Here is a 23,285-nt window from a genome sequence, read left to right as displayed (position 1 = left end):
TACCTGCTTATTTTTTACGGAATTAAGTGTTGGAGCGTGGGGCAACATAACCTTTCATGGCATGTTTCTTGGGGGAAAATATATTTTTGCGTTCTCCTCAGCTCTTGTCCCACTTGACTTCTAGAACATCGCAATTACCTCGGAAAAGAAAGGCGGCAATTCATCCCCCACCTAAAGAGGAGGGAGACTTCTTGCCGCACGAGGTTAAATCCGTTACATTAAATTTCCTGGTACCATTTACCATATGCATATCAAAAAAAGCATCCTCAATTCCCAATAATTTTGACAAGAATTCTTTATCGACCGAGAAAGTATTGAGTAAAGAATTTAATGTAATGCGTCTATTTTCGAATAAAAGTTGGAGTATACTTTTTACTTTCCCGGGTCTGGCAACCTTTAATTCGGTGTCAAGAGGTTCGATGATTCTGTAGCCCTTTTTGTTTATCATCATATTGAAATAGCGATATTGTTGATAACTCAAAAGGTCTAATGAAGATGCATGACGAGCAAGGGCCTGTATAGAGACAAACCACTTTTTCTTCATTTCTACATAAGAATCGGGATTTGACGTTTTTGTCAGGCTAAGGAAGTCGGCTTTAAAAGCCTTTTCAGGGAGTAAGAAAAATGCAGCGAATAGATTAGCCTCATTTTCATATTCGCGATAGGATTTTTTATCCAAAGAAGAAAACTCCACTTTATAATGTAGTAATAAATGTCCCAATTCGTGGGCAAGATCAAAATTTCGCCTAACGGCGGATTTTTTAATGTTTCCCAGTATGATATAAGGTCTCCCGCTCTCTGACCATACACTATAGGCATCAATTTTTTCCCCAATTGCTTTTTCAAAAATAAAGGTACCTTTCTTTTCAAGTACAAATAACAGATTACTATTTCCAATATTACTTAGGCCGAGATACTCTCTTGCATAGTTTGCGGCATGAATAATTTTTTCTCGTCTTTCGTAACTATCATCGCTAATGATCCCAATCACTTTTTCTCGTAGGTCGTAGATATGGTTTTTGGGAAAAGACAAGTTCTGTTCGATTACTTTTAAAAAAGCATTAATGAATTCAAGGTGCTTAGCCTCGTATTGCGTTTTTTGAATACTATTTAGGGTTGTTGCTCTATAGGCGATAAAGTTCTGATTAATTTCTTCCGGGCTTTGTTGAGACAATATATCATCTGTATAAAAATATTTGCTTTTAACACCAAAGATTCTTTTAAGTTCATTGACAACTTCTAACTTAGGGGCCAAATACCCATTTTCATATTGCCATATTGCCTGTTCGGTAAGTTGGAGCATATCCGCAAGCTGTTTTCTAGTATATCCACTAAGAAGACGGATGTTGGTTAAAGTCTTACCAACAAACATAATTATTACCCCCAAGTTCCAAGATGGCTATTTTTCGTCGTTAGGTTTGGATTTTCAACGGCTCGTTAAGAGAAATTGGGGAACACCGAGAGTGGGGTGTTTTATCTTGATAAGATCCGTTTTATAAACCTGGGCTAGGGTATGTTCTTCTAAGACGTCCTCTCTTGTGCCCCATGTTTTTACTTTTCCCTGATCTAAAAGGAGGAGTTTCTGACAGTACTGCCCCGCCAAATTAAGATCATGCAAAACCATTATAATAGTAAGATTATTTTCTAAATGATAATGGCGGACATGTTCCATGACAAGGATTTGATGCCCAATATCGAGATACGTTGTAGGCTCATCTAAAATTAAAATTTGAGGTTCCTGAACCATCGCTCGAGCAAGAGAAACAAGTTGACGTTGTCCGCCGCTAAGGATATTCACTTTTTGATGACGCATCTCCCAGAGCTTCAGCGTCTTCAAAACATTCTCGATCATTTGGTGATCATGCTCGCCTAAGCCGGCTAATGGTCTTAGCCAGGGATAACGCCCCATGGCGACGATTTGTTCTACTGTGAAGGGGAGTGGAGTTGGGCCTTCTTGCTCGAGTACGGCAATACAGCGGGCTAATTCTTTCTTGCTAAACTGAGAAAGGGAGCGGCCTTGAAGAAGGATTTCCCCGGACTGGGGGGTGAATAAACCACTCATCGCGCGAATGAGCGTTGATTTCCCGCTGCCATTCGGACCAATGATCCCAAAGATATCTCCTTTCTCGATTTCAAAGGAAATATCTTGGAGAACCGGAAAATCTCCGAAGTGATGGCAGACTTTCCAGATTGAGAATTCGCTCATTTTAACCCCTCCTTAAACCGCGCTTCAGCAAATAGGCAAAGAACGGAGCGCCAACAAAAGCTGTAATCACGCCAATGGGAATCTCCCGGGAGGCAAGTAACGTTCGGGCAAGGGTGTCAGACCAAAGGAGAAAAATAGCACCGACTAAGGTGGAGACAGGGAGCAGGACGCGATGATCAGGGCCAACCACAAGGCGTACCAGATGGGGAACGATCAAACCGACGAACCCGATAATACCGACGACAGATACCGCTGCTGAAGTAAGCAGCGACCCCATCACGAGGATGCCAACCTTTTTCTTTTCTACATTCATCCCAAGATGCATAGCTGCTCTTTCTCCCAAAGATATGATATTGAGGTCACGCGCCTGAAGAAGAAGGTAAAGGATCCCAATGATGAAATACGGAACAAGGAGGGCTACATCCGACCAACTCCGATTGGCCAAACTGCCCATCATCCAGAATACGATTTCCTGCATCTGTTGACCGGAAACGGCAATCATAAAGGAAAGAAAGGCGCCAATCAACGACTGGACGACGACGCCGGCCAGAATTAAGGTCTCACGGTCATGTTGACCTTCATGTTTGGCGAGCGTAAGGACGAAAGCTAAAGATAAAAGCCCTCCAAGGAAGGAAAAAAGCGGAAGGCTGAATCGACTTAAAAAGTGACCCATATAGGCAGTATGACTGAAAAACAAGATCGAGGCAGCGGCGCCAAAAGCGGCTCCCACAGAGATGCCAAGAATATAAGGGTCTGCTAAAGGATTACGTAAAATGCCTTGAAAAGATACGCCAGCCGAAGAGAGCATCGCCCCCACGAGCAGGGCTAAACAAACGCGGGGTAAACGCAATTGCCAAACAATGGTCTCCTGGGCCTGGGTCCAGGCCGGTTCGATATGAAAAAAAGGGAGATGGCTGAGCAGAATTTTTCCGGTTAGATCGAACGGAAGGCGTACAGACCCAATCATCACGCTCAAAAGAATGGAAAAAAGAAGAAAGAAGAGCAAGAGAAGGATTATGGGGGGATTCATTTTGGACCGGGATCGGGGTCGTGATTCCATATGGCTCTTCTCCTCTCTTCTGTGAACTTACTGGGATAAAGGAAACTTACTTCGGGTGGAGTTTTGACTCCCGATAGTTCCGGTGGAACTATCGCACTTGTTTCCGAAGTTTAGTTGACTTATCCCCGCAGAGGACAAGTCAGCTAAGCTTGCAGAGCAAGCAAGCTTCCTATGTCCAAGGACTTAGTGGCGGTTAGTCATCGGATAAATCCGGATATAGGGCTTTAGCTATGGATTCCATACCGTCAACAATACGTGGGCCGGGTCGTGTCACCATATCACTATCCAAATCGACCACCCGTTTATTTTTAACGGCATCGATGTTTTGCCAAGTGGGACGAGCTAGGATCGTTTCTTTAACATTAGGGATATAGTAGGAATAAGTATTGAAAATAACTTGCGGATTTTTGGCAATGACCTGTTCAGCGCTATATTGTGCCCAGTCCTGAACATCGCCGGCGATATTTTTGCCACCCGCTTTGGTAATGAGCTCGTTCAGGAAAGTGCCCTCACCCGCTGTAAAGAGATTGGGATCGACTTCAACCCAGACTTTGGGACGATCGCTATCCTTTATTCCCGCTACTTTTTGTTCGATATCTTTTTCTTTCTGTTGCATCGCGCTAACCATCTTTTGGGTTTCATTTTGTTTATTCGTAATCTGCCCAATTTTTAATAGTGTATCATAAGTAGAACTAAGCGTCTGAGGGTTAAATTGGACGACAGGTATTTTCAAATTCTGAATCGCGGTAACCGTTTTCTCATCCTGCATGCCCAGAATAATGAGATCAGGATTTAACTTCAAAATTTGCTCCGTATTCGGTTTGAGACTATCGTCAAATACATACTCGGCTTTTTGCTGCGCTTCTTGGGGATAGTCATCAAATTTTGTTACCCCTACGACACTGTCCCCTATACCTAGAGCATATAGCGTTTCTGTTACAGCCGGTACGAGGGAGACGATGCGTTTCGGTTGAGCGGGAATTGAAACCTCATGTTGGAAATCATCCGTAACTTTAAGGGGATAGGTTGTTTGCACAGCCGCACTTGAGTCTTGAGCGTTATTAGCGGTTGCCGGTGGATTGGCCGGAGTTGTTCCACACCCTGCCAGTAAAGATAAAATGAGTACTGTGATCAGTGGCCATAAAGCAAGGGCGTGTTTTCTGCATAGTGGGGAATTTTTGGACATCATGAATCTCCCTTTCGATAATCTCAGTTACCCTGAGATCAAAATATAAAAACTCTTCCGACCCCATGGCTGGAAGAGTTTTTGGCGAATGCAGAATTGCAGCGGATGGCTGCAACGAGACGCTTAATCCTTGTCCTCGAAGGGTCGTACGTTTCTTATGAATAGGTAGGTCTCCTGGCTTATGGCAAAGTATTTTGCGCCTTCCCATCCGTAGACAGTGGCCTTTGGCAAAATACCATTCCAAATTACAGTGGCGGGACCGCGCCGGAATTCCACCGGCTTCCCTCTTTCCCCTTCAGGGGAACCTATTCACGGTTATATTGAGTTTTAGTTTACCCATTGGCTCTATTATAATCTACATCATCTCATTAAGCCAATCATTTAATATGGAAGGGAGTGGGAAAACCCCTCCTAACGTTCAGTCCAAACAACGTAGAAGGGTAGTTTATGGGTGTGTGTAGATTCTTACGATTCTTACATTCTTACGATTGTTTTAGTTTTTCTACATCCATGATGGCGTTATAAATCATTTCTCTTGTTATTTGATACGGAACATGCTTGATATCGCCTGTTTCCATCGCTTTATCCAGAACTCTATCCAGATCTTTTTCATCCACTTCAATATCGGCTAAACAGGTGGGAAGTCCTATGCTCTTATTGAAACGATAGACCCTGTCACGTTCTTCAAATTGCTTGTCACACGTCAACAGAACGAGAACTCCATAAGAAACCACTTCACCATGCAGGTGATTCTTTTCAATTTTTTCTAAGGTCGTACAACCATAATAAACGGAATGAGCCAGGCAACTGTTATAATCATTGGCAACCAATACAGACACAAGACCGGTTGTAATCATGATCGTAAGAATAACTTGTTCCAAGTCAAAAGTCACGCGATGAGCTTCAGCATCCTCATACGCTTTCCGGCCATACTTTAGAAGAGGTTCTGCACAGCGGCGGCTTATTTCAACCCCTAAAAGATTCGTATGGTCCAGTTGATCCCCTCTTGAGGAAAATGTACATTCATATTCTTTGGATAAAGCATCTCCGATGCCGGCCCAGATAAAATGACTGGGGGCTTCGGCGATTATCTTCGTATTAATGAAGCTATGGGCAGCCGGCTTTTTCGGGAAATATAATTCTTGGAAAACATGATTATCATCATAAATAACGGCTACCGCTGTAACGGGCGCGCAATTGGAAGCAATCGTGGGAAAAGTGAAAATAGGCTTTCCTATCTGATCACACATCGTTTTACTTGTGTCGAGACTTCTTCCGCCCCCTACGGCAAATACCATATCAGCGTTAGCCACGATTAGATTTTTCTTAAGCATCTCGACATTCTTATACGAAGCGTCGCCGCCAAACCATATAAAATCGACGATCTCAATCTTTGATCCTTTAATCCCTTCTAAAAGGGCTTCCCGGGCTTTCGCCATGGCTGTTTTACCGCCAATAACAACTGCTTTCCTACCATAAGGTTCGCAAATTTTAGGAATTTCTTTGTATACGTCATCCCCGATACTGTAGTTTGGTAAAAAGACACTATAAGCACTCATCTTGAACCCCTCCCTTTATTTATTCCAAAAATCATTCCAGAAATAAAATAGACTTTATCTCAATCATTAGAGACAAAGTCTATAACTCTGCGTTACCACCCTATTTGTTACCAGAAGTAACCTCTCAACATATCTCAAGGAAATCCTATTCAATATGCGGCAATATAACGGTTGCAGCCGGTGTTGCCTACACAATAAGTATCATTCAGCTTGCTACTCATGAGTGATTTTTAATTCTTTCACACATCTTATCTTCCACCCATGATAAGCTCTCTTTTCCATGTTACAGAATTTACTCTTCTCAATCATCGTATTTACGAAATTTTAAATTGTATTGATAACATACTACAATCAATTATAGCTTTTGTCAAATGCTTTCCTACCTAAGCTATACCTGCTTGAAATGTTCAACATACTCAATTACGGCTCCGTCAGGGTGTTTAACTATCATATTCCGACCTGTCGGGACATCCTTAATCCTACCGATAATTTTTCCTCCCTGTTGCTCAAGATAATTTTTAAATTCCTCGACAGAATCAACGAGAAAAGTTCCGTTTGTATCTTGAAAAGGTTTTAGGACCTCTTTCGAACCGGCGATTAATAATATATCTCCTACGGTTGCCAATTCCAATTTCATTTCAGGGTAACCAAACCGCGACTGGGCTTTTATACCCAGAAGATTTTCGTAAAATGATAAAGCTGAGTCTAAATCATTAACGGTTACCCTTATTAGAGTTTTGAGTATTTTCATTATTCATGCCCCTCGATTCTATTGAATTTTGAATTGGACCTCTAAAGTTCTAATTTTGTTCATTTCATCCAATTCAGCAATATCTATTCCTTTTAGACAAAAAATCTCACCATCAATCCTTCGACCGGAAACCGCCCAAGTTGTTTCGAGTTTTTGCCCAGATGGCTGTGTTTGCCAAACATGATGTAACTCTTCATTTCTCCTAAAGAACTCTTTAAAGAATTTTCTTATTGCTTCTTTACCCTTTATTTCTTTTGCACCAGCCGGTTTTAGTACAGCTTGTTCGGAAAATAAGTTAATTAGTTTTTCAAAAATAATCTCATCTGCCCCCGCCGAGTCAGACAACTGAAAATACTGGTCAAGAGTGGTCACGGTTACATCTCCTCCTTCTATTGTTCTACAACGTTAGAACAATAGAATTATACTATGCTTTGTGATATAATGGCAACAATAATATTTTATTCGGTGGTGAATCATTTGAAAAAACCAATTCATCCAAACATTAATGATATTAATTTAACATCGGTTCTTTACGCACTGAGTGATCCAACTCGTTTAGATATCGTCGTTAAATTAGCAAAAAATAGTGACCTGTCTTGTGGTTCACTCGCGCTCTCAGTTCCAAAATCGACACTATCTCATCATCTAAAAGTACTGCGTGAATCGGGCATAATTAACGTTCGTATCGAGGGAACTCAGCATTTTCTTTCGCTTCGTAATAATGACCTAGATATCCGCTTTTCCGGATTACTGAGCTCTATTTTAGACGCTGCTTCTTATTCGAATTTAACCTAACCACTATGCTTTAGAAAATTGCCAGTCAAAGTTAACTCAACACCGACCGGAATTATTTTTCTTAGGATCTCCGGCACTCAACCCCTACCTTAATAAACGATGCTTAATTTGCCCTAAAAACCCGAAAAGTCCAGTATAATACTGGACTTTTTATTCACGCCGGCTTATGCATGATTCATATCGTTTTCCTCCAACTCCAAATCCATCGGGTATCCCGGCTGTACGCCATAAGCCGTCAGGTCTGAGCAAGGGGAAAACTTTATATAAATCTAGCAGCGGAACTTATATGGCAAACTGTTTTTATTTCTTAATTGTCTTGCTATCCAAAAACCGGCCATAATGACCAATGGGTAGAAAATTGCCCAGCCAACGAATGGAAATACAACCGCTGTTGAAAGGAAGGAAAGCCAGCTTATGCGTACTCCCCAAAAACTTCCTTTTAACAGCCGGATTCCGGCTGCACAGCCGCCAAGATATGTAAGAATAAAGGTTGCATTTGGTATTTGAATAAGGGTTGTTAGGGAAATTGTTCCACTGGCATATATATAAAGAACAACCACAAAGCATAGGGCAAGAAAGGCAATTCCACCGATTGGCGTGCCAAATCGTTTTGACAAAACACTCATCCAACGTGGAGCCTTCCCCTCTCGGGCTAAGGCATACGCAAGACGGGAAGCTGCACCCTCATAAGCGATAATAGTCGCAGTACATATGAACACACCTGTTAATCCGGCAGCTAAAGCCCCCCATTGCCCAAAAAGCTTACTTATAACCAATACGAGCGAAACATCCGATCCTGTTGTATTGTAATTATGTGTCCCAACAGTGGCAAATGCCGTTAGAAAATACAGTAACCCAACAATGACAGCAGCAATAGTTACTCCTTTGACCGCTGCACGTTGCGGATCTAAGAATTCTTCGGATAAATGGGAGACCGCCTCCCACCCGATATAACACCAGAACAAAATAGAAGCAGCCTGTCCTACACTCAACCAGCCATGGGGCATGAAAGGCTTAAAATTCACATACTCAATATTAGGTACGGCCCCTATAATGACTACCATCAACATAACAACGATTGCCAGGACAACAGCAATTTGCACCTGACCAGCTACTTTCATGCCGACAAAGTTAATTAATAGTCCAACCGCGAGCATTACGGCTGCCAGGGTTACTCGCATACCATCACCCCAGCCCATAGCTGCTGACATATAGCCGGCACCCGTCAAGGCAGCCACAGGAGCACCAATCGGTACAGACATGAGGAAAAACCAGCCAACAAGCGATCCAGCTTCCGGTCCAAATGCCCTTGTTACAAAATAGGAAACCCCTCCAGCGTTCGGAAACTTAGACGAGAGCAGCCCCATAGACAATGCTAGTGGCAATATCAGCAAAGTCATAAGTCCCCACGCCAGCAAAGAAGCCGGGCCGGCTATCTCTGCTGCCAACCCGGGAACGATTAGAACTCCCGATCCTAATACGGCTCCGATATATAGAGCTATCGCCTGCGGCAATCCGATAGTACCGTTAAGTCTACTTTCATTACTCATCATTTTCTCTCCCGTCTCACTTGAGCTTTCTCTAATAGTATCAGATAATGATATTATCAGGAAAACGGAAGATTCCGATGATATACATCGTAAAAATCGATGATAAAAGGGAGATTGGGAATTGGAATTGCGTAATTTGTTTACATTTCTTGTTGTGGTCGAAACGGGTAGTTTTACCCGCGCCGCTAATAAGTTGGGATACGCCCAGTCAAGCGTAACCGCTCAGATCCAAGCACTCGAAGCAGAACTTGAAACACCTTTATTTGACAGGTTAGGCAGAACAATTGTCCTCACCGATGCCGGACGGCGACTTATCCCGTACGCCCAAGAAATTAATAAAATGCATACCTTGGCTAAAGAGGCGATCCGGTCGGACACTGCTCTTGCAGGTACACTGACGATTGGCGCTCCGGAATCGCTGGCTGCCTTTCGCTTACCGGATATTATCCGTGAATATAAAAGCCGTTATCCGGAAGTCAATATTATTTTAAAGCCCGGTGTATGTTGGGAATTACGTGACCTTATCCGCTCAGGAGAATTGGATCTTGCTTTTCTGCTACAACCGGAGACGGAAGACCGGGATCTGCACATTGAAACCCTCGTACACGAAAAAATGGCTCTCATTGCACCACCGGACCATCCGCTTGTCCATTGTGAGCATGTAGAACCTGCCAATTTAAAAGACGAAACTATACTTCAAACCGAGCAGGGATGTACCTACCGTGCATTGTTTGAACACCATCTTAACAGCCACGGAATCTTTCTCAATCCTGACCTTGAGTTTTGGAGCATTGAAGCCATTAAAAACTGTGTTATGTCAGGACTGGGTCTTTCACTTCTCCCGCTTATCACCGTGCAAAATGAGGTGCGTGAAGGTAAACTCGTTCTACTGGCATGGGATGACAGACAAGAACGTCTAGCCACCCAGATTGCGTTTCACAGAAAGAAATGGTTATCCCCAGCATTGCATGAATTCTTGCTTCTTGTTAGACAACATGCTGTAAAATGGCGACAAAATTAAAAGTTTTCTACTATCCCCATCATAAAAATCAAAGGAGTGACGGCCATGAAATCAATTGAAAAAGTCACCCTGACCATCAGTACTCTCGCTTTAATACTTAGCGTCATTACCTTGATCTTATGGATTAGCAAGTAACAATATTGGATTCGTATGAGTTTAATTCCAAGGAAGACCTGGCAAGCCACCTCGTTCAAAATGACAAGCCTCTTTATCTCTCTTTACCCCCTCGTATCATAAATTTTGCAACAAATTTTTTAACACGAATCCATCCGACATTCACCTTCAAAATCTATGGGTGGAATGAAACGTGGAGACCTCTATAATATCCTTTTATTAGCCGTCTTTTTTTCACTCCAGCCAAGGCTCTTGGCCCAAGCACGAAGTTCATTTCTTTCTTCTTTGTCGTCACTTTCATAAACAGACCCTAAAAAATCGGCAAATCCGCTTAGTCCGCCTACATCATCAAGCAAAGAAACACCGTCTTTATGAATGCAAACCGGTCTATGCTCATTCAGTACAATTTCATTCGCATCGTCAATCTCTTCATGGGAAACCAACCCACTTTTCAGCAAATCCCCGCAATCCCGTTCCTTGGTTATGATAATCGTCCAATTATCACCGAAATCATAATTATAAATCAGTTCCTTTGTTACGGGAAACAGTCTTTTTTCATCAAGCTCTTCATCTTTGTCTGCTAAAACTTTGCTGACTTCCAGTCGTTCCAACAAACTTTCTGTTCCACCTTCAATGATAAAAGACGAATTCATTTCTTCAAGAGTCAACTCAATCAAAGGGGCTTGGCGCAAAGTTTTGATTTCCCTGTCTCCATCCTGTTCAGCTCGGGCCATGAAATCTTGAAATGGCTCTTTGACATCAATCATCTTAAATTCATCCATGAGCTGCTGCACATCTTTTTGCGCAATTTTCGGATGCTCCAACTCCCCGCCGTAAAAATACGGTCCGACATATTTCTTCTTAAGCCATGCATTTGCACTGCCTTTTTCATAATCATCATCCCAGAAAATATCTTCCTCTGATTCGGACGGCGGCTGAAATAAGGTCCCCACTAAATTCGCCCATCCTTTAACAGTACCGCCGGTCAGTTTTTGATAAACTTCTTCCGGTAGAAGGAAACGGCGCAAATGTGAATTTTGCCAGCCATAGAGTTTTTGGATTGCATAGTGCAGGTTATGAAGCGGCATATCGGATGGTATAAGAATATCCCTGCATATAGCCTCACCCGTCGAAGATTCCCCATATCTTTTAAGCATTCTTCTCTGATATTCCGTCAGGAACTCATCTTTCAGTTCCAAATGAAGATGAACCGATGTAAATTCATCTTTATTACCGCTTATTTTGTTTTTCATCTTGTCCTCCTTCAATTCTCTTCGTTCTAAAGTTTAATCTTGGTCAACTCATCTCTAAAGGCCGGTCTTCTTGGATACTTTTCCATCAACCTCAGTTTAGATTGTCTGGCGTGTTCACTCCCACCGGCTTTTTTCAAAGAACGGATAATCTGGCAAACCCTTTGATAATCTTTGCGGGAATTAGCCTTGGCAGCGGCCTCTTCTATATAACGCCTAAATATTGCATAGACCTCTTCCTTGAAGTCGGGAAGAAGATACTTGTAAAAACTCTCCACTAAGGATGGACTTCCTTGAACATGTTCAAGCAGTTTTTGCTTTTCACCTTCCTCAATCAAAATCCGAGTATATACATACTGATGCGTTTTTTTCTGATTCTCCAACAGAACAATAATTTTAGGATAAATCGCAGGCCATTCCTTTGGGTCATACGTACTCTTAAGCTCCTGATAATAGGCAAAATCTCCATCCAAGATCAAGTCCATCGCAATGCTGCGCTGATCGTTAAGTTTTCCCGAAAAACTGCAGGCCTTATATCGGCTTTCCTTCCACTGTTTGACCAAACCCCACCTATTTTTATCATGTGCTTCCCCCTCAAGAGCAAGCTGAATCACGCGCGTATAATCCTTCTCCTTCATGGCCTGTTCAATGGCCATGGCCCTAAACTCTGAGAAATCCAGGTTCTGTTCGATAAACTCCACAGCCTTTTCCCGGCCATCGCAGCGTTCAATTAAATGGTACCGGATTAAATTGACCCTTTCCTTGAAATAATCCGTGCTCCAAGAACTTCCTTTCTCTCTTTCCGTTAGCTCTAGCAAGCAAGCTTCGAGCTTATTTCGCAGTTTTTGACTGTCAACAAGCCGGGAACACTTATCGAGCCAATCAAGGCGCCAATCAGACCACCCCTCGTACCGGGGATTGGATGCTTCTTCAATCAGCTTTTCGAAAATTCGTTCTTTCCCATGCGAGCCTAAATCTTCAGTCTCTAAAAGTTCGTCAACCTGTTGGAAACTTTCATCAATGACACCACCAACGATACCGTCAGAGTCATCACAGTACTGGAGCAGATCCACCATTTCATGTACAACACATAAAATAAGATCAAGAGAATGCATTATTTTATCCTGATCAAAAGCATGCCGCGCTTTTTCCAAAACCATTTCGGCACCTTTTACGGCGTCATACACATCACTATAAGAAATAAAGCCCGACCGATCAGCATTTTTGTTAATATATGTTTGAATCAGCTTCATACATCGCTGGAGTTCTTTCGCATCATTTTCGCTGTCAAAGTTTAATTCGATCCGTTGCTTGATTTCTTCATATTCCATAGCAAGATTATAAAGAAACTCTACGAGTTCACCCTTGGTTCGCTCGGATAGTATTTTCTTGATATCTGTACTCTTGACCTTTTTCATCACAGGAATCTTATTTATCTTCACACTTGCATCAGGCCCTTTAGCTTCGATTTCTTTTCCATCTACTGACTTATTTAACATATCCCGCAATACCATAAAAACGGCTACTTGGTGCTTACAATATTCACACAGGTCATAGGGACAGTCACATTCTGTATGGATGATATTGCCCTGATCATCAAGTTCGACTTTCACAATGTAGAGATCTGTACCCTCAACCTCAGCTTCATATTCGTTAGCGTTTCTTTCTTCAATGGAGGAAACGCATTCATTTTCATAGTAGTCTAAGCCTCTCGCCAAGATTTTTTTATCCATAAAGTTTTCGAAGTTACGCAGATTCATTTTGTTCATCCTCAGCTTTCACATTCCGGGAACTCAGGATACATTGCAATACGCATTAAATTATCCAATGTACCGCACTAATGCCGGCTTATTTAAGATAATTATTTTGGACTTATTATAAAGTATTTTAAAGGGTCAAGCATTACGGCCGTTGTTTTTATCATCTCACTGAACAGGACCTTTTTCAAGGACTGTTCCCACCTCACGCCATCCACCGCACCCGGCGGGTGATTTCTATCTATGAAGTGGCCGGAAAGGCTAACAATATTGTTGTTCACTCAATTCCATAAATATCAATTAATTCCTTCCTACGATGACAAATAAAGTACTGATTAACAAAGATGCCAGAACGTAATAACATCCTGGCATCTTTCCTTTAAGATTTCATAGCCCTACTGATATATTTCCAAAGTTCTTTGTCTATCCCAAATTGCATCGCCATATCAGGATTTTCTTTGTATAATTGTTCCGCTTCTCGGGTTATCCCCTGGTCACCACCCGTAAACATACCGACCAACTCCTGCCAACGTTTGGCCAATTCCACAACCACAGGACTCCCAGACGGTGTGCCTTTTTCTAATTCCGCACGCACCTTGGCAATTAAAACAGGCCATTCGTCTTGAACTTCCTTTATCTTTTCTTGACCAAGTAGCTCAGCTTGTTTGTTGAGTTTTTCTAATTGCCCCTTCGTGAAATAAGTGTTGACATCCATGTTGATCACCTCAATTAATTTTATAAACTGCTCGACATTAACGTCTTGTCGAGTCTGGAGCAGGTTACATATTCCTTCCAACCGGCTATACATCTCTTCTTGTAACTGAATGTGCTCCTTTAGACTTTCCAAATGCATCTCGATGACTTTAACCGGATTAAAGTTCGGGTTTGCCATTAATTTTTTAATATTTTCTAAAGCAAAACCCAGTTGTTTAAGTGACATGATTTGTTGAAGTCTGGCAATATCTGCTTCGTTATAAAGCCTATGACCGGTATCTGAATGTTGCGAAGGAGAAAGCAAACCAATCTGATCATAATGGTGAAGTGTCCGAACAGTAATTCCGGTTTGTTTAGCCAATTCTCCCACTTTCCAAAGTTTTTTCTGGATAATCATCCCCTCATTTCGTACGAAATAATTTTGCCGGCAATTGTATTCTATATCCTGACGTTACGTTAGGATCAAGTGTATTTTAAACATTTATATTTTTTCCCTGACCTGAATCGATATGAACCTTATCACCTATCCGCATCACCTATCCGCAAGTCGGGACTCTACACCCTTTTGCTATCTATTTTATGGGTACATTTTAATATCCCCATTTTATACCTTTTAACGATTTCTCAAACCTTTTAACGATTCCTATACTTTTTAACGAAAGGTCAGGTTCGTCCCCGAGAGGAGTGCATAATTTAACGATGGGGATGCAAAAAGCGAAAAAAGCACCGCCTAAACGATGCTTGATTTTCCCCAAAACGCTGAAAAGTGTGACAATACCCATAAGTCTGCCATCAACTATAAAGTTGCCAAAAACACCTTCTACAGCCAAGTCTTTAATAAGATTTTCCTCGCTATACGAACCATATATTTGCCAGGAGTACATTTAGGAATCATAACCTTGCCCACAGTTCAAATATGTTACATCCATGGACTACATGAGTTAACTCCTATAGGACCTTTTTATCTTCTGATTTCCCCAAAATTATTATGTATTATTTTCTGAATTATCCCCTCCTTTACAAATATTGTTAATAATTTAATTCTCTTTCGGAAATTTGGCTGTACCTAAGGCATTCAGCTTTTTCATACTTGCGCTTTGCAAAAGTGACCTCATCATCTGCTGTGCACTTATATTCAGACGTAAAAGTCTCTCATTTTGCGGTATATCTTGACGAATGAATTCCGCATTTAAACTTTCGAGATTCGCTAGTATAATGAGCTGTTGAAGTGAAGCTTCATCCCGAATATTCCCTTTTGTGTCAGGATTGGCTGTTCGCCATTCTTTCGCCGTTTGACCGAATAAAGCCACATTCAATACGTCCGCTTCATTTGCATAGGTAATGCTTTTCTGCTGAGGTGAAATATCCGCCGGGATCAATTTCTCCTTAATAGCATCCGTATGAATACGATAATTGATTTTCGCAAGGATACGATTAAGATTCCAATCCAATGAAAGACGACTATTTTCATCTAACTTAAGTCGTTGATAATCTTTGATGATATATAACTTGAACTCTGCTGAAATCCATGAAGCAAATTCAAAAGCGATATCTCTGTGAGCAAAAGTACCACCATAACGACCAGAACGTGAAATGATTCCAATGGCATTCGTCCCGCTGATCCATTTTCGTGGGGACATAGTAAAAGCGTTAGAACCGGCCTGCATTTTAAACCCCTCGAATTCGACGGGTTTAAAATCTGAGTTGTTTAGTTGTTCCCAAAATCCAAGAAATTCTAAAGTATCTTTCCCGCGCATCCAGTTCCGAATCACATCGTTCGGCTCATCACTTTTAAATCGTGCAATATCTGTAAGGGAAATGTAATCATTATTATCTCCACTAGAAAAGACTGCTATTTCTTGACCATCGGCATAAATTGTACCTTTCCACTTTTTATCCAGGGTCATTTGGTCACTTCCTTTTCGCCAGGATAATAAACTATAAATGGGTATCGAAGAAAGTAGCTGATCAAATTTTCGATTAGTATATATCCTTTTTCTTACATAAAATTATATCAAACATATGTTCCCCACGGCAATATAAAAAAGATATGGTGGTCTTTGACTATCATACCCATGATTTAAATCCTGTCTATTAATAAAAAAACATGTTATCTCTAAAACAAGAGTTAACATGTTACTTTTAACTTGGAAAGTTAGGTCAAATAAGATGTCATTCAGACATTCCAAAAAGAATGTTTCAAAACATCAACCGTCATTCATTTTGGTGGAGGTGAGGGGACTTGCACCCCTGTATCGAAGAGCTGCCACAAAAGCTTCTACGCGTGTAGTCTTCTCTTTAAAATTCGCCTCTTAGTCTCCAGAAGACAGGATCCGTCCAAGGCTATCTCGATAATCTTAGCTAATGACTCCGAGAATTGTCATCAGAGCAGTCCTACTGTTTTGACACCCTGACCCTTCATCGTAGGCGCAGAAGGCAGGATGCTAGCGGCAATTAAGCAGCTAGAGCGTAATTATCGTTGTTAACTATTAAGGTCCACCGTTTAACGAGGCCAGGTGGGATCTCGACGCGCAACTTCTGCCACCGCTTCCCCGAGCGAGTCTAAAACACCCCCGAAATTTATTACAATCATAGTATACCATTTTTTCTATTATTTCATAGAGGCACATCTTAGTTTCACTTGATTTCTTTAGGTTTTTTTGATAAGAATTCCAGTCACAACAACTTTATTTTTTATCATATAAAGAATAAAGACCAGCAGTTATATTATAACTACCGGCCAATATTCTCTAGAAGTCATCGGATAAAATTATTTTGCAGCTTGTTGAGCGCCTGTTGCTAAACCATTATTCTTTTTAGAAGCAAGATATCCGCTAACCCCAATAAGTTCAGCATATTTAGCAAATTTAGCTAAGGCCAAGTCAGTCCAAATATAACCAAAGTTATTATAGGAACCGGCTGCCATGAATTGGAGATTCATGAATAAAGCGACTAGACCAGCCCAGAACACTTTAAAGCCTAGAAGGAAGAATAAACCACATCCGATTTCAAAAATAACAACCATTACGTCAGTAAGTGCAGGCATCGTATTCACAAAGAGAACATTAGCAACCCAGCCATACCAATGGGTGATACCGAGCGGATCTGGGTGACCGGCAGCAGCTAGATTATTAACCATTCCTTTAACTAATCCGATTGAATTGAGTTTCCCATCAGAAAGCCATGTTGTAGCTTTTTCAAATCCAGCTGTAATCCAAGCATATCCAAAAAGAATTCTGGCAACGGTTAAAACAAGTGTTAAAACGGCAACTTTCCAATCCTTTAATTGAGCTTTCACAAAATTAATGTAATCTGTCATAACTTACTCCCCCTTATTAACTTTAGGTACGATCCAAAGATTAAGTTAAATAAATAAGACCTATTGGAACACGTTGAAATCTCTTTCCTCCTATCCCTTTCCTCCTTATTTTCTTCTAATATCTGATCACTGCTATTTCATACTAAAATAGTTCTAATTAAAATTATCACGAATAACAGTTATCAAATAATGACGAACTATAATAGTGCAAAAAGCATGCCAACATAAAATGTTGAATTATAGGCTTTTCTTGTGTTAACTTTTCATTAAGTTAACGGTACTGTTAACTCCTCAAGTTAACATCGCCGTTAACGAAAGATAAAGGAAACTTACCTCATGCAGAGTTTTGACTCCCGATAGTTCCGGTGGAACTATCGCACTTGTTTTTGAAGTTAGCTGACTTATCCCCGCAGAGGACAAGTCAGCTAAGCTTGCAAAGCAAACAAGCTTCCTATGTCCAGGGACTTAGCGCCACTTATCTCCCACTTAGGAAGCGGGAATCTTAGTGGCGGTTAGTCATCGGATAACTTTCGCTGAAATATATCTTGATCTTATGACACCTTCGTCATATATTTATAGTATTAAGTGACATTACTGTCATATCCTGATTATCCTTTAACCGGAAAGGATGGTTGCTTTGCCGACTCAGACCTTCTTCAATTTGCCCGAAGAAAAAAGAACACGGATTATCAACGCCGCACTTAAAGAATTTGCAACCCTTTGCTTTGATCACGCAAGTGTTGCGCATATCATTAAAATGGCGGGGATTCCCCGCGGCAGTTTTTATCAATACTTTAATGATCTCAAAGACTTATATAAATTTATTATTGATCTTACGGGCGAACGAAAGATTTCATATCTCAAAGAACATGTCCCTCAATTTGAAGGCAAGGGCTTCGACTTCTTTCAGACCCTTCGCGATCTCTGTATAGCCGGTCTTCGCTTCGCAGAAGAAAATCCTGAGCTTCTGGCCATCGGCAATAATTTTCTCAAGGAACCGAATAAGGCCCTTAAAGATGAGGTCATGGGGGAACAACTCCTAAAAGCTCAGGATATTTATACACGAATGGTTCAAAAGGGAATTGAGCTGGGCCAGATTAACCCGCAGATTGATCCGCTTTTGGCCGGCCATTTTCTGGGGATCTGGAGTGCTTCCCTTAGTGAATACTATATTTTTCAGCTTCAAACGATAGCAGCTAACCCTTCAATCGATGAAATATCCCTGTTAAAAGATCCTCAGTCTCTCAAGCACTTGGATCAGATGCTTGATCTCTTAGCCCACGGTTTAGCCAATAAATCCCCCTTGGGAGGTGAACACGATGACGACCCTGCTCGAAGGCAAAGCAATCCGAAAAATTTTTAAAACGGGAACTGTCGAGACAGAAGTGCTTAAAGGCATTGATTTTCAGATCCTTGAAGGAGAGTTCATTATCATCCTGGGCCAAAGCGGTTCCGGTAAAACAACTCTATTAAACATTCTGGGAGGAATGACTCAAGCCACCGAAGGTGAACTTCATTACCAAGGTCAGCCCCTTCATAAAGCAAGCGATGCTGAACTTACCCTTTACCGGCGAAAAGAAGTGGGGTTTATCTTTCAGCATTATAATCTCATGCCAAATCTAACCGCCTATGAAAATGTCAAATTAGCCGCAGACATCGCCGAACATCCCCTTGAAGTTGAAAAGGTCCTCACCGATGTTGGCCTAGAGGACCTAAAAGACCATTTTCCTTCACAGCTCTCAGGAGGCCAGCAGCAGCGCATCGCCATAGCCCGTGCCATCGTCAAAAATCCCGCTTTGCTTCTCTGTGATGAACCCACCGGAGCTCTCGATATTCAAACCGGAATCCAGGTTTTAATGGCACTTAAGCAATTAAATCAAAACTATCACATGACGATTTTGATCATTACTCATAATAGTGAGATTGCTAAAATGGCGGATCGAGTTCTTTTTCTTAAAGATGGGATCATTGATCATATTACCGTTAATGAGCATCCATTAGCACCGGAGGAACTCACATGGTAGTTCTACATAAAAAAGTGATAAGGGAAATCAAGGACAATAAAGGCGTTTATGTGGCTTGCATCATTGTTATTGCCATCGGCCTTTTGGCCTATACTTCCATGTCAATCGTCTATGAAAATTTAGAGCGCGCCCAGCAGGATTTCTACCAAAGCACTCATTTTGCGGACGGCTTTATTCAGTTAACAGGGTATCCCGAAAACAAGGTTCAGGCGCTGGCTAACCTTCCCGGTATTGATCAAATCGAGGGGCGTATCGTTAAGGATGTCAATCTTTATGATAAAAATAGTTCTTCCAACCGCTCTTTACGCCTTGTTTCCTTAAACTCGCCCGCTGATTCAACGCTGAATCAGCTGCAAATCGAAGATGGCCGCTTACCCCTTGACGGTGCCGCAGAGATCCTCGTTGATCCTAAATTTTATAAAGCCAACCATCTTTCCCTCGGCGATAAACTGACCTTAATCCTTGAGGGGAAACGGATCAGCTTCACGATTGTAGGATCCGCCCAAAGTCCGGAATTTATTTATGCCCTTAAAAGCCCCCAAGATCTTTATCCCGATCCCCAAACGTTTGGGATTGGCTATATCCCCAAAAACACGCTTAATGCCCTCGTTAAGGAAGCCAACCAAGTCAATAATCTCGTTTTTACACTTAAACCCGGCACTGATTTTGCTGCGGTTAAGGATACCTTGCAAACAACCCTTAAGCGTTATGGCGTCAAAAACATCATTCCGCGCAAAGATCAAACCAGCCATGCGATCTTAAGCAATGAATTAACTTCCCTCAAAGGAACAGCCCAAACTTTGCCCATCGTATTCCTCGGTGTAGCGGCAATCATTCTCTATACGATGCTGCTGCGCCTGATCGAGCAGCAAAGGGGCATCATCGGGATGCTCAAGGCGCTGGGCTTTACCAACCGGGAAATCATCCGGCACTATCTTTCGTATCCCCTCTTCATTGGAAGCTTGGGCGGACTCCTGGGGGGAATATTAGGAATCGCGCTCTCTTTTCCGCTGACAACACTTTATCAGGAATATTTCGCGCTTCCCGGCCTTAGAAGTACCTTTTCTCTAAAATATTTATTCCTGGGCATTGCGCTCTCCCTTGCTTTTAGTCTTCTCAGCGGAATCAAAGGCAGTCTTAATATTCTCCGTTTAGATCCGTCTGAAGCCATGCGGCCGGCTGCCCCCGTTTCAACCCGCAAAACAAAGATTGAGCAGTTCACTTCTCTATGGCGGAAACTTTCCGCTCAAGCTCAAATGGGTATTCGCAACATTTTCCGAGTTCCGGCGAGAAGTTTGATTACAGTCCTGGGTATGGCTGTCGTCTTTAGCTTAATGAGCGTTTCCTGGTCAATGCAGAACATGATGGATAAACTCACAACATTTCAGTTTGACAGTGTTCAAACCTATGATGTGAAACTTTCCTTGACCCGCCCTGTTGGTACAAAAGCCACGGTCTATTCCCTTGCCCATGAACCGGGGGTTTCTAAGGTAGAACCTGTATTGGAGGTTCCCGCAACCCTGAAACATCAATGGTATAAAAAAGAAGTGCCCATTATGGGATTAACACAGGATTCAACACTGTATAACATCTTGGATAAAAAAGACCAAAACGTGAAAGTCCCCCCCAACGGCATTCTGGTTTCCGACCGTTTAGCCAAGCTGCTCCAGGTTAAGGTCGGGGATTCCCTCACCGTTGAAAGCCCGCTGAGCCGAGAACGGATCAGTACTGATGTCAATAAGCAGACCTTAGTCGTTCAAGGCATTGTCCCTCAGTACGTCGGTCTTAATGCCTTTATGGACATTCAGGCGCTGCAAGACTTTCTTCAGCAGGGTGAAATCAGCACTTCGATGTTAATTAAAATGAATCCCGAGGAAATCAGCACCTTCAAGGATAAATTTCAGGATGCAAACCTCGTCAGCTCAATTGAAGACAGTCAAGAAAGCAAGGACAAAATCGAGAAAATGATGGGGTCTTACAGCTTCACCGTTTATTTTCTGGCCGTTCTTGCAGGGATTGCAGGTTTTGCCCTGATCTATAATTCAAGTATTATTTCACTCTCCGAACGACAGCGGGAACTCGCCTCTTTAAGGGTTCTGGGCCTGACTCCCAAAGAAGTGCTGCGCGTGATTACCTCGGAACAATGGACCTTGACGGTTTGCGGGATTATCCTGGGGATTCCGCTTTCTTACGGGCTTCTCTCCGGAATAGCCCAAGGTTTAAGCACTGATTTATATTCCATACCTGCCGAGCTTCCCCTTTCAGCCCTCATCGGCGCTGCAGCCGGAACTCTCTTTTCCGTATGGGTCGCCCAGGCCCGTACTTACCGGAGGATTAAAACGCTGCCCTTTGTCGAAATCCTGGCTACAAAGGAATAAAGGCAACTTTCTCTGGGTGGAGTTTTGACTCCCGATAGTTCCGGTGGAACTATCGCAACCTTCACCGACTCAAATTATTTTAGGAGGGATCCTGATGTCATTCGAACGCCCTGCCCCTTTACAATCTTCGTCTAAACGATTTCCGCTTAAACTCCTATCCAAGCTCAAACGGACTCCGAAGAAAAAAGTCTTTATTATTGGGGGAATTGCCCTCATTTGTATTGCCGGTGTCCTCATCTCATCCGCTATACCCCTTAAAGGAAACGTTGTAACCGTACACCCTTCTGAATTCTCACGAGGATTTACCGAAGAAGCTCAGGTTCAGGCCATCAATGAATCATCCCTCTATAATTCCGTCGATGGAAAAATTGCGGCGATCCACGTCCAAAACGGTGATGCCGTGACAAAGGGACAGGTGTTAATCGAACTGGAGACTCAGGATTTACAAAGCCAGGTTGATGTCCTCAAAGCCCAGCTCACAAGTTTAGAGGGACAGCTTCAACAAGCTTCTCATCCGCCTCAACCCGCCCTAATCCAGCAGCAAAATTTGCTGATTAGCCTTGCCGAGCAGGATCTTCTCACTCAAGAAAAAGCCCTTGAGCGAAGCAAATCCCTCTATGAAGCAGGTGCAATCTCCCTCTCTGCTTACGAAGAGGCTCAGCACCAAACGGAAAAAGCAAAGAACTATCTTGAACAACAAAAGCTTGCCCTTCAGCTTCTCTATGAACAAGGAGAACCCGCTTCCGGAACAGGGCTCTATTTCTCGGGCCAAAGGGAAGCCCTTAACACTCAAATCCGTCAGCTTGAAGACAAAATTCAAAAATCAAAGGTTGTTGCCCCCCAAGACGGTATCGTTAAAGATCTTACATTTAAAACCGGAATGGTCGCTTCCTCCGGTCAACTTCTCCTCTCCATTGCCCCCGATCAAGGATATCATCTTGAAAGCTACATCCTTGCCAGTGATGCTTTGGATGTTAAAGCGGGAAGCCCGGTTAAAGTTATCCAGGAAACAAGTGCAGGTAACCTTTCTCTAACCGGGAAGGTGGAATCGGTTGATCCCTCGGCCGTTGAACGCATTTCCCCGCTTGGGCTCAAGGAAAACCGCGTCAAGGTCATGATCCTGCTGGAAAGCAATACTCCGGTCGTTCTTGGCAGCAGTATGGATGTGCAATTTGTAACCCATCAGGAAGATAATCGACTCGTTGTTCCCAAAAGTGCCCTTTTTCCCTTCAAAGACGGGCAGGCCCTTTGGGTGATCCGAGATGGAAAAGCCAGCGTGCAACCTGTGGTCAAAGGTTTAGAAAATAACAATGAAACAATCATTGAACAGGGAATTCAGGAGGGTGATCAGATCTTGCTCGATCCTGATCTTAAGGGACTAAAAGAAGGAAAACGAGTCCAGGCCGCTTAAGAATAAAAGCGGAAGCCAGGCATAAGGTTTTAAAACACTAAAGGACAGGCGATCTTACATAAATCGTCTGCCCTTTTTTTCAAGTGTTTTTTATTGCTTAAACGTAATGGAATCTTACTATTCCTTTGTCATCCTTGGTCAGACCTTCTCAACTTTGAGATGAAATATCAGGTACAGGATAATGGCAGTA

General features: G+C 42.3%; 20 protein-coding genes, 1 other RNA gene, 1 riboswitch and 1 other annotated feature. Of the genes, 6 read left to right on the top strand and 15 right to left on the bottom strand.

The window, feature by feature from the left end; all coding sequences use genetic code 11:
- Window positions 1-160 precede the first annotated feature (160 nt).
- The 7 genes from VB077_RS05400 to VB077_RS05370 form a co-directional block, all read right to left on the bottom strand.
- Window positions 161-1,372 carry an XRE family transcriptional regulator gene (locus tag VB077_RS05400; RefSeq protein ID WP_323414199.1) on the bottom strand — a complete coding sequence of 404 codons (1,212 nt, stop codon included), beginning with the start codon at window positions 1,370-1,372 and terminating at the stop codon, window positions 161-163.
- A 54-nt stretch (window positions 1,373-1,426) separates the two neighbouring features.
- Window positions 1,427-2,206: an ABC transporter ATP-binding protein gene (locus tag VB077_RS05395; protein WP_323414198.1), complete on the bottom strand. Its 780-nt coding sequence runs from the start codon at window positions 2,204-2,206 to the stop codon at window positions 1,427-1,429.
- A gap of 1 nt (window position 2,207) precedes the next feature.
- A complete protein-coding gene (locus tag VB077_RS05390; RefSeq protein WP_323414197.1) occupies window positions 2,208-3,266 on the bottom strand; it encodes an iron ABC transporter permease in 1,059 nt (352 codons plus the stop codon).
- Window positions 3,267-3,459: 193 nt separating this feature from the next.
- Window positions 3,460-4,452 (bottom strand): ABC transporter substrate-binding protein, encoded by a 993-nt coding sequence (locus VB077_RS05385; RefSeq protein ID WP_323414196.1) that lies wholly within the window; start codon window positions 4,450-4,452, stop codon window positions 3,460-3,462.
- A gap of 146 nt (window positions 4,453-4,598) precedes the next feature.
- Window positions 4,599-4,776: riboswitch (cobalamin riboswitch) on the bottom strand.
- A gap of 158 nt (window positions 4,777-4,934) precedes the next feature.
- Window positions 4,935-6,011: an iron-containing alcohol dehydrogenase family protein gene (locus VB077_RS05380; protein ID WP_323414195.1), complete on the bottom strand. Its 1,077-nt coding sequence runs from the start codon at window positions 6,009-6,011 to the stop codon at window positions 4,935-4,937.
- A 65-nt stretch (window positions 6,012-6,076) separates the two neighbouring features.
- Window positions 6,077-6,329, bottom strand: a binding site (T-box leader).
- A gap of 70 nt (window positions 6,330-6,399) precedes the next feature.
- A complete protein-coding gene (locus tag VB077_RS05375) occupies window positions 6,400-6,762 on the bottom strand; it encodes a VOC family protein (protein WP_323414194.1) in 363 nt (120 codons plus the stop codon).
- A gap of 18 nt (window positions 6,763-6,780) precedes the next feature.
- The gene (locus VB077_RS05370; protein WP_323414193.1) at window positions 6,781-7,134 is read right to left on the bottom strand and encodes a nuclear transport factor 2 family protein; all 354 of its coding nucleotides are present in this window, start codon (window positions 7,132-7,134) and stop codon (window positions 6,781-6,783) included.
- Window positions 7,135-7,239: 105 nt separating this feature from the next.
- Between VB077_RS05370 and VB077_RS05365 the strand changes: the two genes are divergently transcribed.
- Window positions 7,240-7,557 carry a metalloregulator ArsR/SmtB family transcription factor gene (locus VB077_RS05365; RefSeq protein WP_323414192.1) on the top strand — a complete coding sequence of 106 codons (318 nt, stop codon included), beginning with the start codon at window positions 7,240-7,242 and terminating at the stop codon, window positions 7,555-7,557.
- Between the two features lie 269 nt (window positions 7,558-7,826).
- On the opposite strand, the gene VB077_RS05360 is transcribed toward VB077_RS05365, so the two are convergent.
- On the bottom strand, window positions 7,827-9,107 hold the full coding sequence (locus tag VB077_RS05360) for an amino acid permease (RefSeq protein WP_323414191.1): 1,281 nt from the start codon (window positions 9,105-9,107) through the stop codon (window positions 7,827-7,829).
- A 121-nt stretch (window positions 9,108-9,228) separates the two neighbouring features.
- On the opposite strand from VB077_RS05360, the gene VB077_RS05355 reads away from it, so the two are divergent.
- The gene (locus VB077_RS05355) at window positions 9,229-10,128 is read left to right on the top strand and encodes a LysR family transcriptional regulator (protein WP_323414190.1); all 900 of its coding nucleotides are present in this window, start codon (window positions 9,229-9,231) and stop codon (window positions 10,126-10,128) included.
- 317 nt (window positions 10,129-10,445) lie between these two features.
- Here VB077_RS05355 and VB077_RS05350 read toward each other — a convergent pair whose 3' ends face one another.
- From VB077_RS05350 to VB077_RS05320, 7 genes are all read right to left on the bottom strand, one after another.
- The gene (locus tag VB077_RS05350) at window positions 10,446-11,495 is read right to left on the bottom strand and encodes an IS1096 element passenger TnpR family protein (protein WP_323414189.1); all 1,050 of its coding nucleotides are present in this window, start codon (window positions 11,493-11,495) and stop codon (window positions 10,446-10,448) included.
- A gap of 26 nt (window positions 11,496-11,521) precedes the next feature.
- On the bottom strand, window positions 11,522-13,252 hold the full coding sequence (locus VB077_RS05345; RefSeq protein WP_323414188.1) for a hypothetical protein: 1,731 nt from the start codon (window positions 13,250-13,252) through the stop codon (window positions 11,522-11,524).
- A 376-nt stretch (window positions 13,253-13,628) separates the two neighbouring features.
- Window positions 13,629-14,360, bottom strand: coding sequence for a MerR family transcriptional regulator (locus tag VB077_RS05340; RefSeq protein WP_323414187.1), 732 nt, complete (start codon window positions 14,358-14,360; stop codon window positions 13,629-13,631).
- A 193-nt stretch (window positions 14,361-14,553) separates the two neighbouring features.
- Complete coding sequence (locus tag VB077_RS05335; protein ID WP_323414186.1) at window positions 14,554-14,847, bottom strand: hypothetical protein; 294 nt, start codon at window positions 14,845-14,847, stop codon at window positions 14,554-14,556.
- Between the two features lie 153 nt (window positions 14,848-15,000).
- Window positions 15,001-15,870, bottom strand: a complete 870-nt coding sequence (locus VB077_RS05330) for a KilA-N domain-containing protein (protein WP_323414185.1) — start codon at window positions 15,868-15,870, stop codon at window positions 15,001-15,003.
- 317 nt (window positions 15,871-16,187) lie between these two features.
- Window positions 16,188-16,538, bottom strand: a transfer-messenger RNA (tmRNA) gene (gene ssrA / locus VB077_RS05325).
- A 195-nt stretch (window positions 16,539-16,733) separates the two neighbouring features.
- Window positions 16,734-17,282, bottom strand: a complete 549-nt coding sequence (locus tag VB077_RS05320; RefSeq protein WP_323414184.1) for a DoxX family protein — start codon at window positions 17,280-17,282, stop codon at window positions 16,734-16,736.
- A gap of 637 nt (window positions 17,283-17,919) precedes the next feature.
- Between VB077_RS05320 and VB077_RS05315 the strand changes: the two genes are divergently transcribed.
- From VB077_RS05315 to VB077_RS05300, 4 genes are all read left to right on the top strand, one after another.
- Window positions 17,920-18,645: a TetR/AcrR family transcriptional regulator gene (locus VB077_RS05315; protein ID WP_323414183.1), complete on the top strand. Its 726-nt coding sequence runs from the start codon at window positions 17,920-17,922 to the stop codon at window positions 18,643-18,645.
- Complete coding sequence (locus VB077_RS05310; protein WP_323414182.1) at window positions 18,602-19,306, top strand: ABC transporter ATP-binding protein; 705 nt, start codon at window positions 18,602-18,604, stop codon at window positions 19,304-19,306. Before VB077_RS05315 ends, VB077_RS05310 begins: the two co-directional genes overlap by 44 nt.
- The gene (locus tag VB077_RS05305) at window positions 19,300-21,684 is read left to right on the top strand and encodes an FtsX-like permease family protein (protein WP_323414181.1); all 2,385 of its coding nucleotides are present in this window, start codon (window positions 19,300-19,302) and stop codon (window positions 21,682-21,684) included. The genes VB077_RS05310 and VB077_RS05305 overlap by 7 nt, the downstream gene beginning before the upstream one ends.
- A gap of 94 nt (window positions 21,685-21,778) precedes the next feature.
- Window positions 21,779-23,095, top strand: coding sequence for an efflux RND transporter periplasmic adaptor subunit (locus VB077_RS05300; RefSeq protein WP_323414180.1), 1,317 nt, complete (start codon window positions 21,779-21,781; stop codon window positions 23,093-23,095).
- Window positions 23,096-23,285: the final 190 nt, after the last annotated feature.

Origin of the sequence: Desulfitobacterium sp. (assembly GCF_034927245.1) — a bacterium.
Lineage (GTDB): Bacteria > Bacillota > Desulfitobacteriia > Desulfitobacteriales > Desulfitobacteriaceae > Desulfitobacterium_A.
The sequence above is the reverse complement of the archived record's forward strand: the minus strand, read 5'-3'. Positions and strand labels throughout refer to the sequence as shown.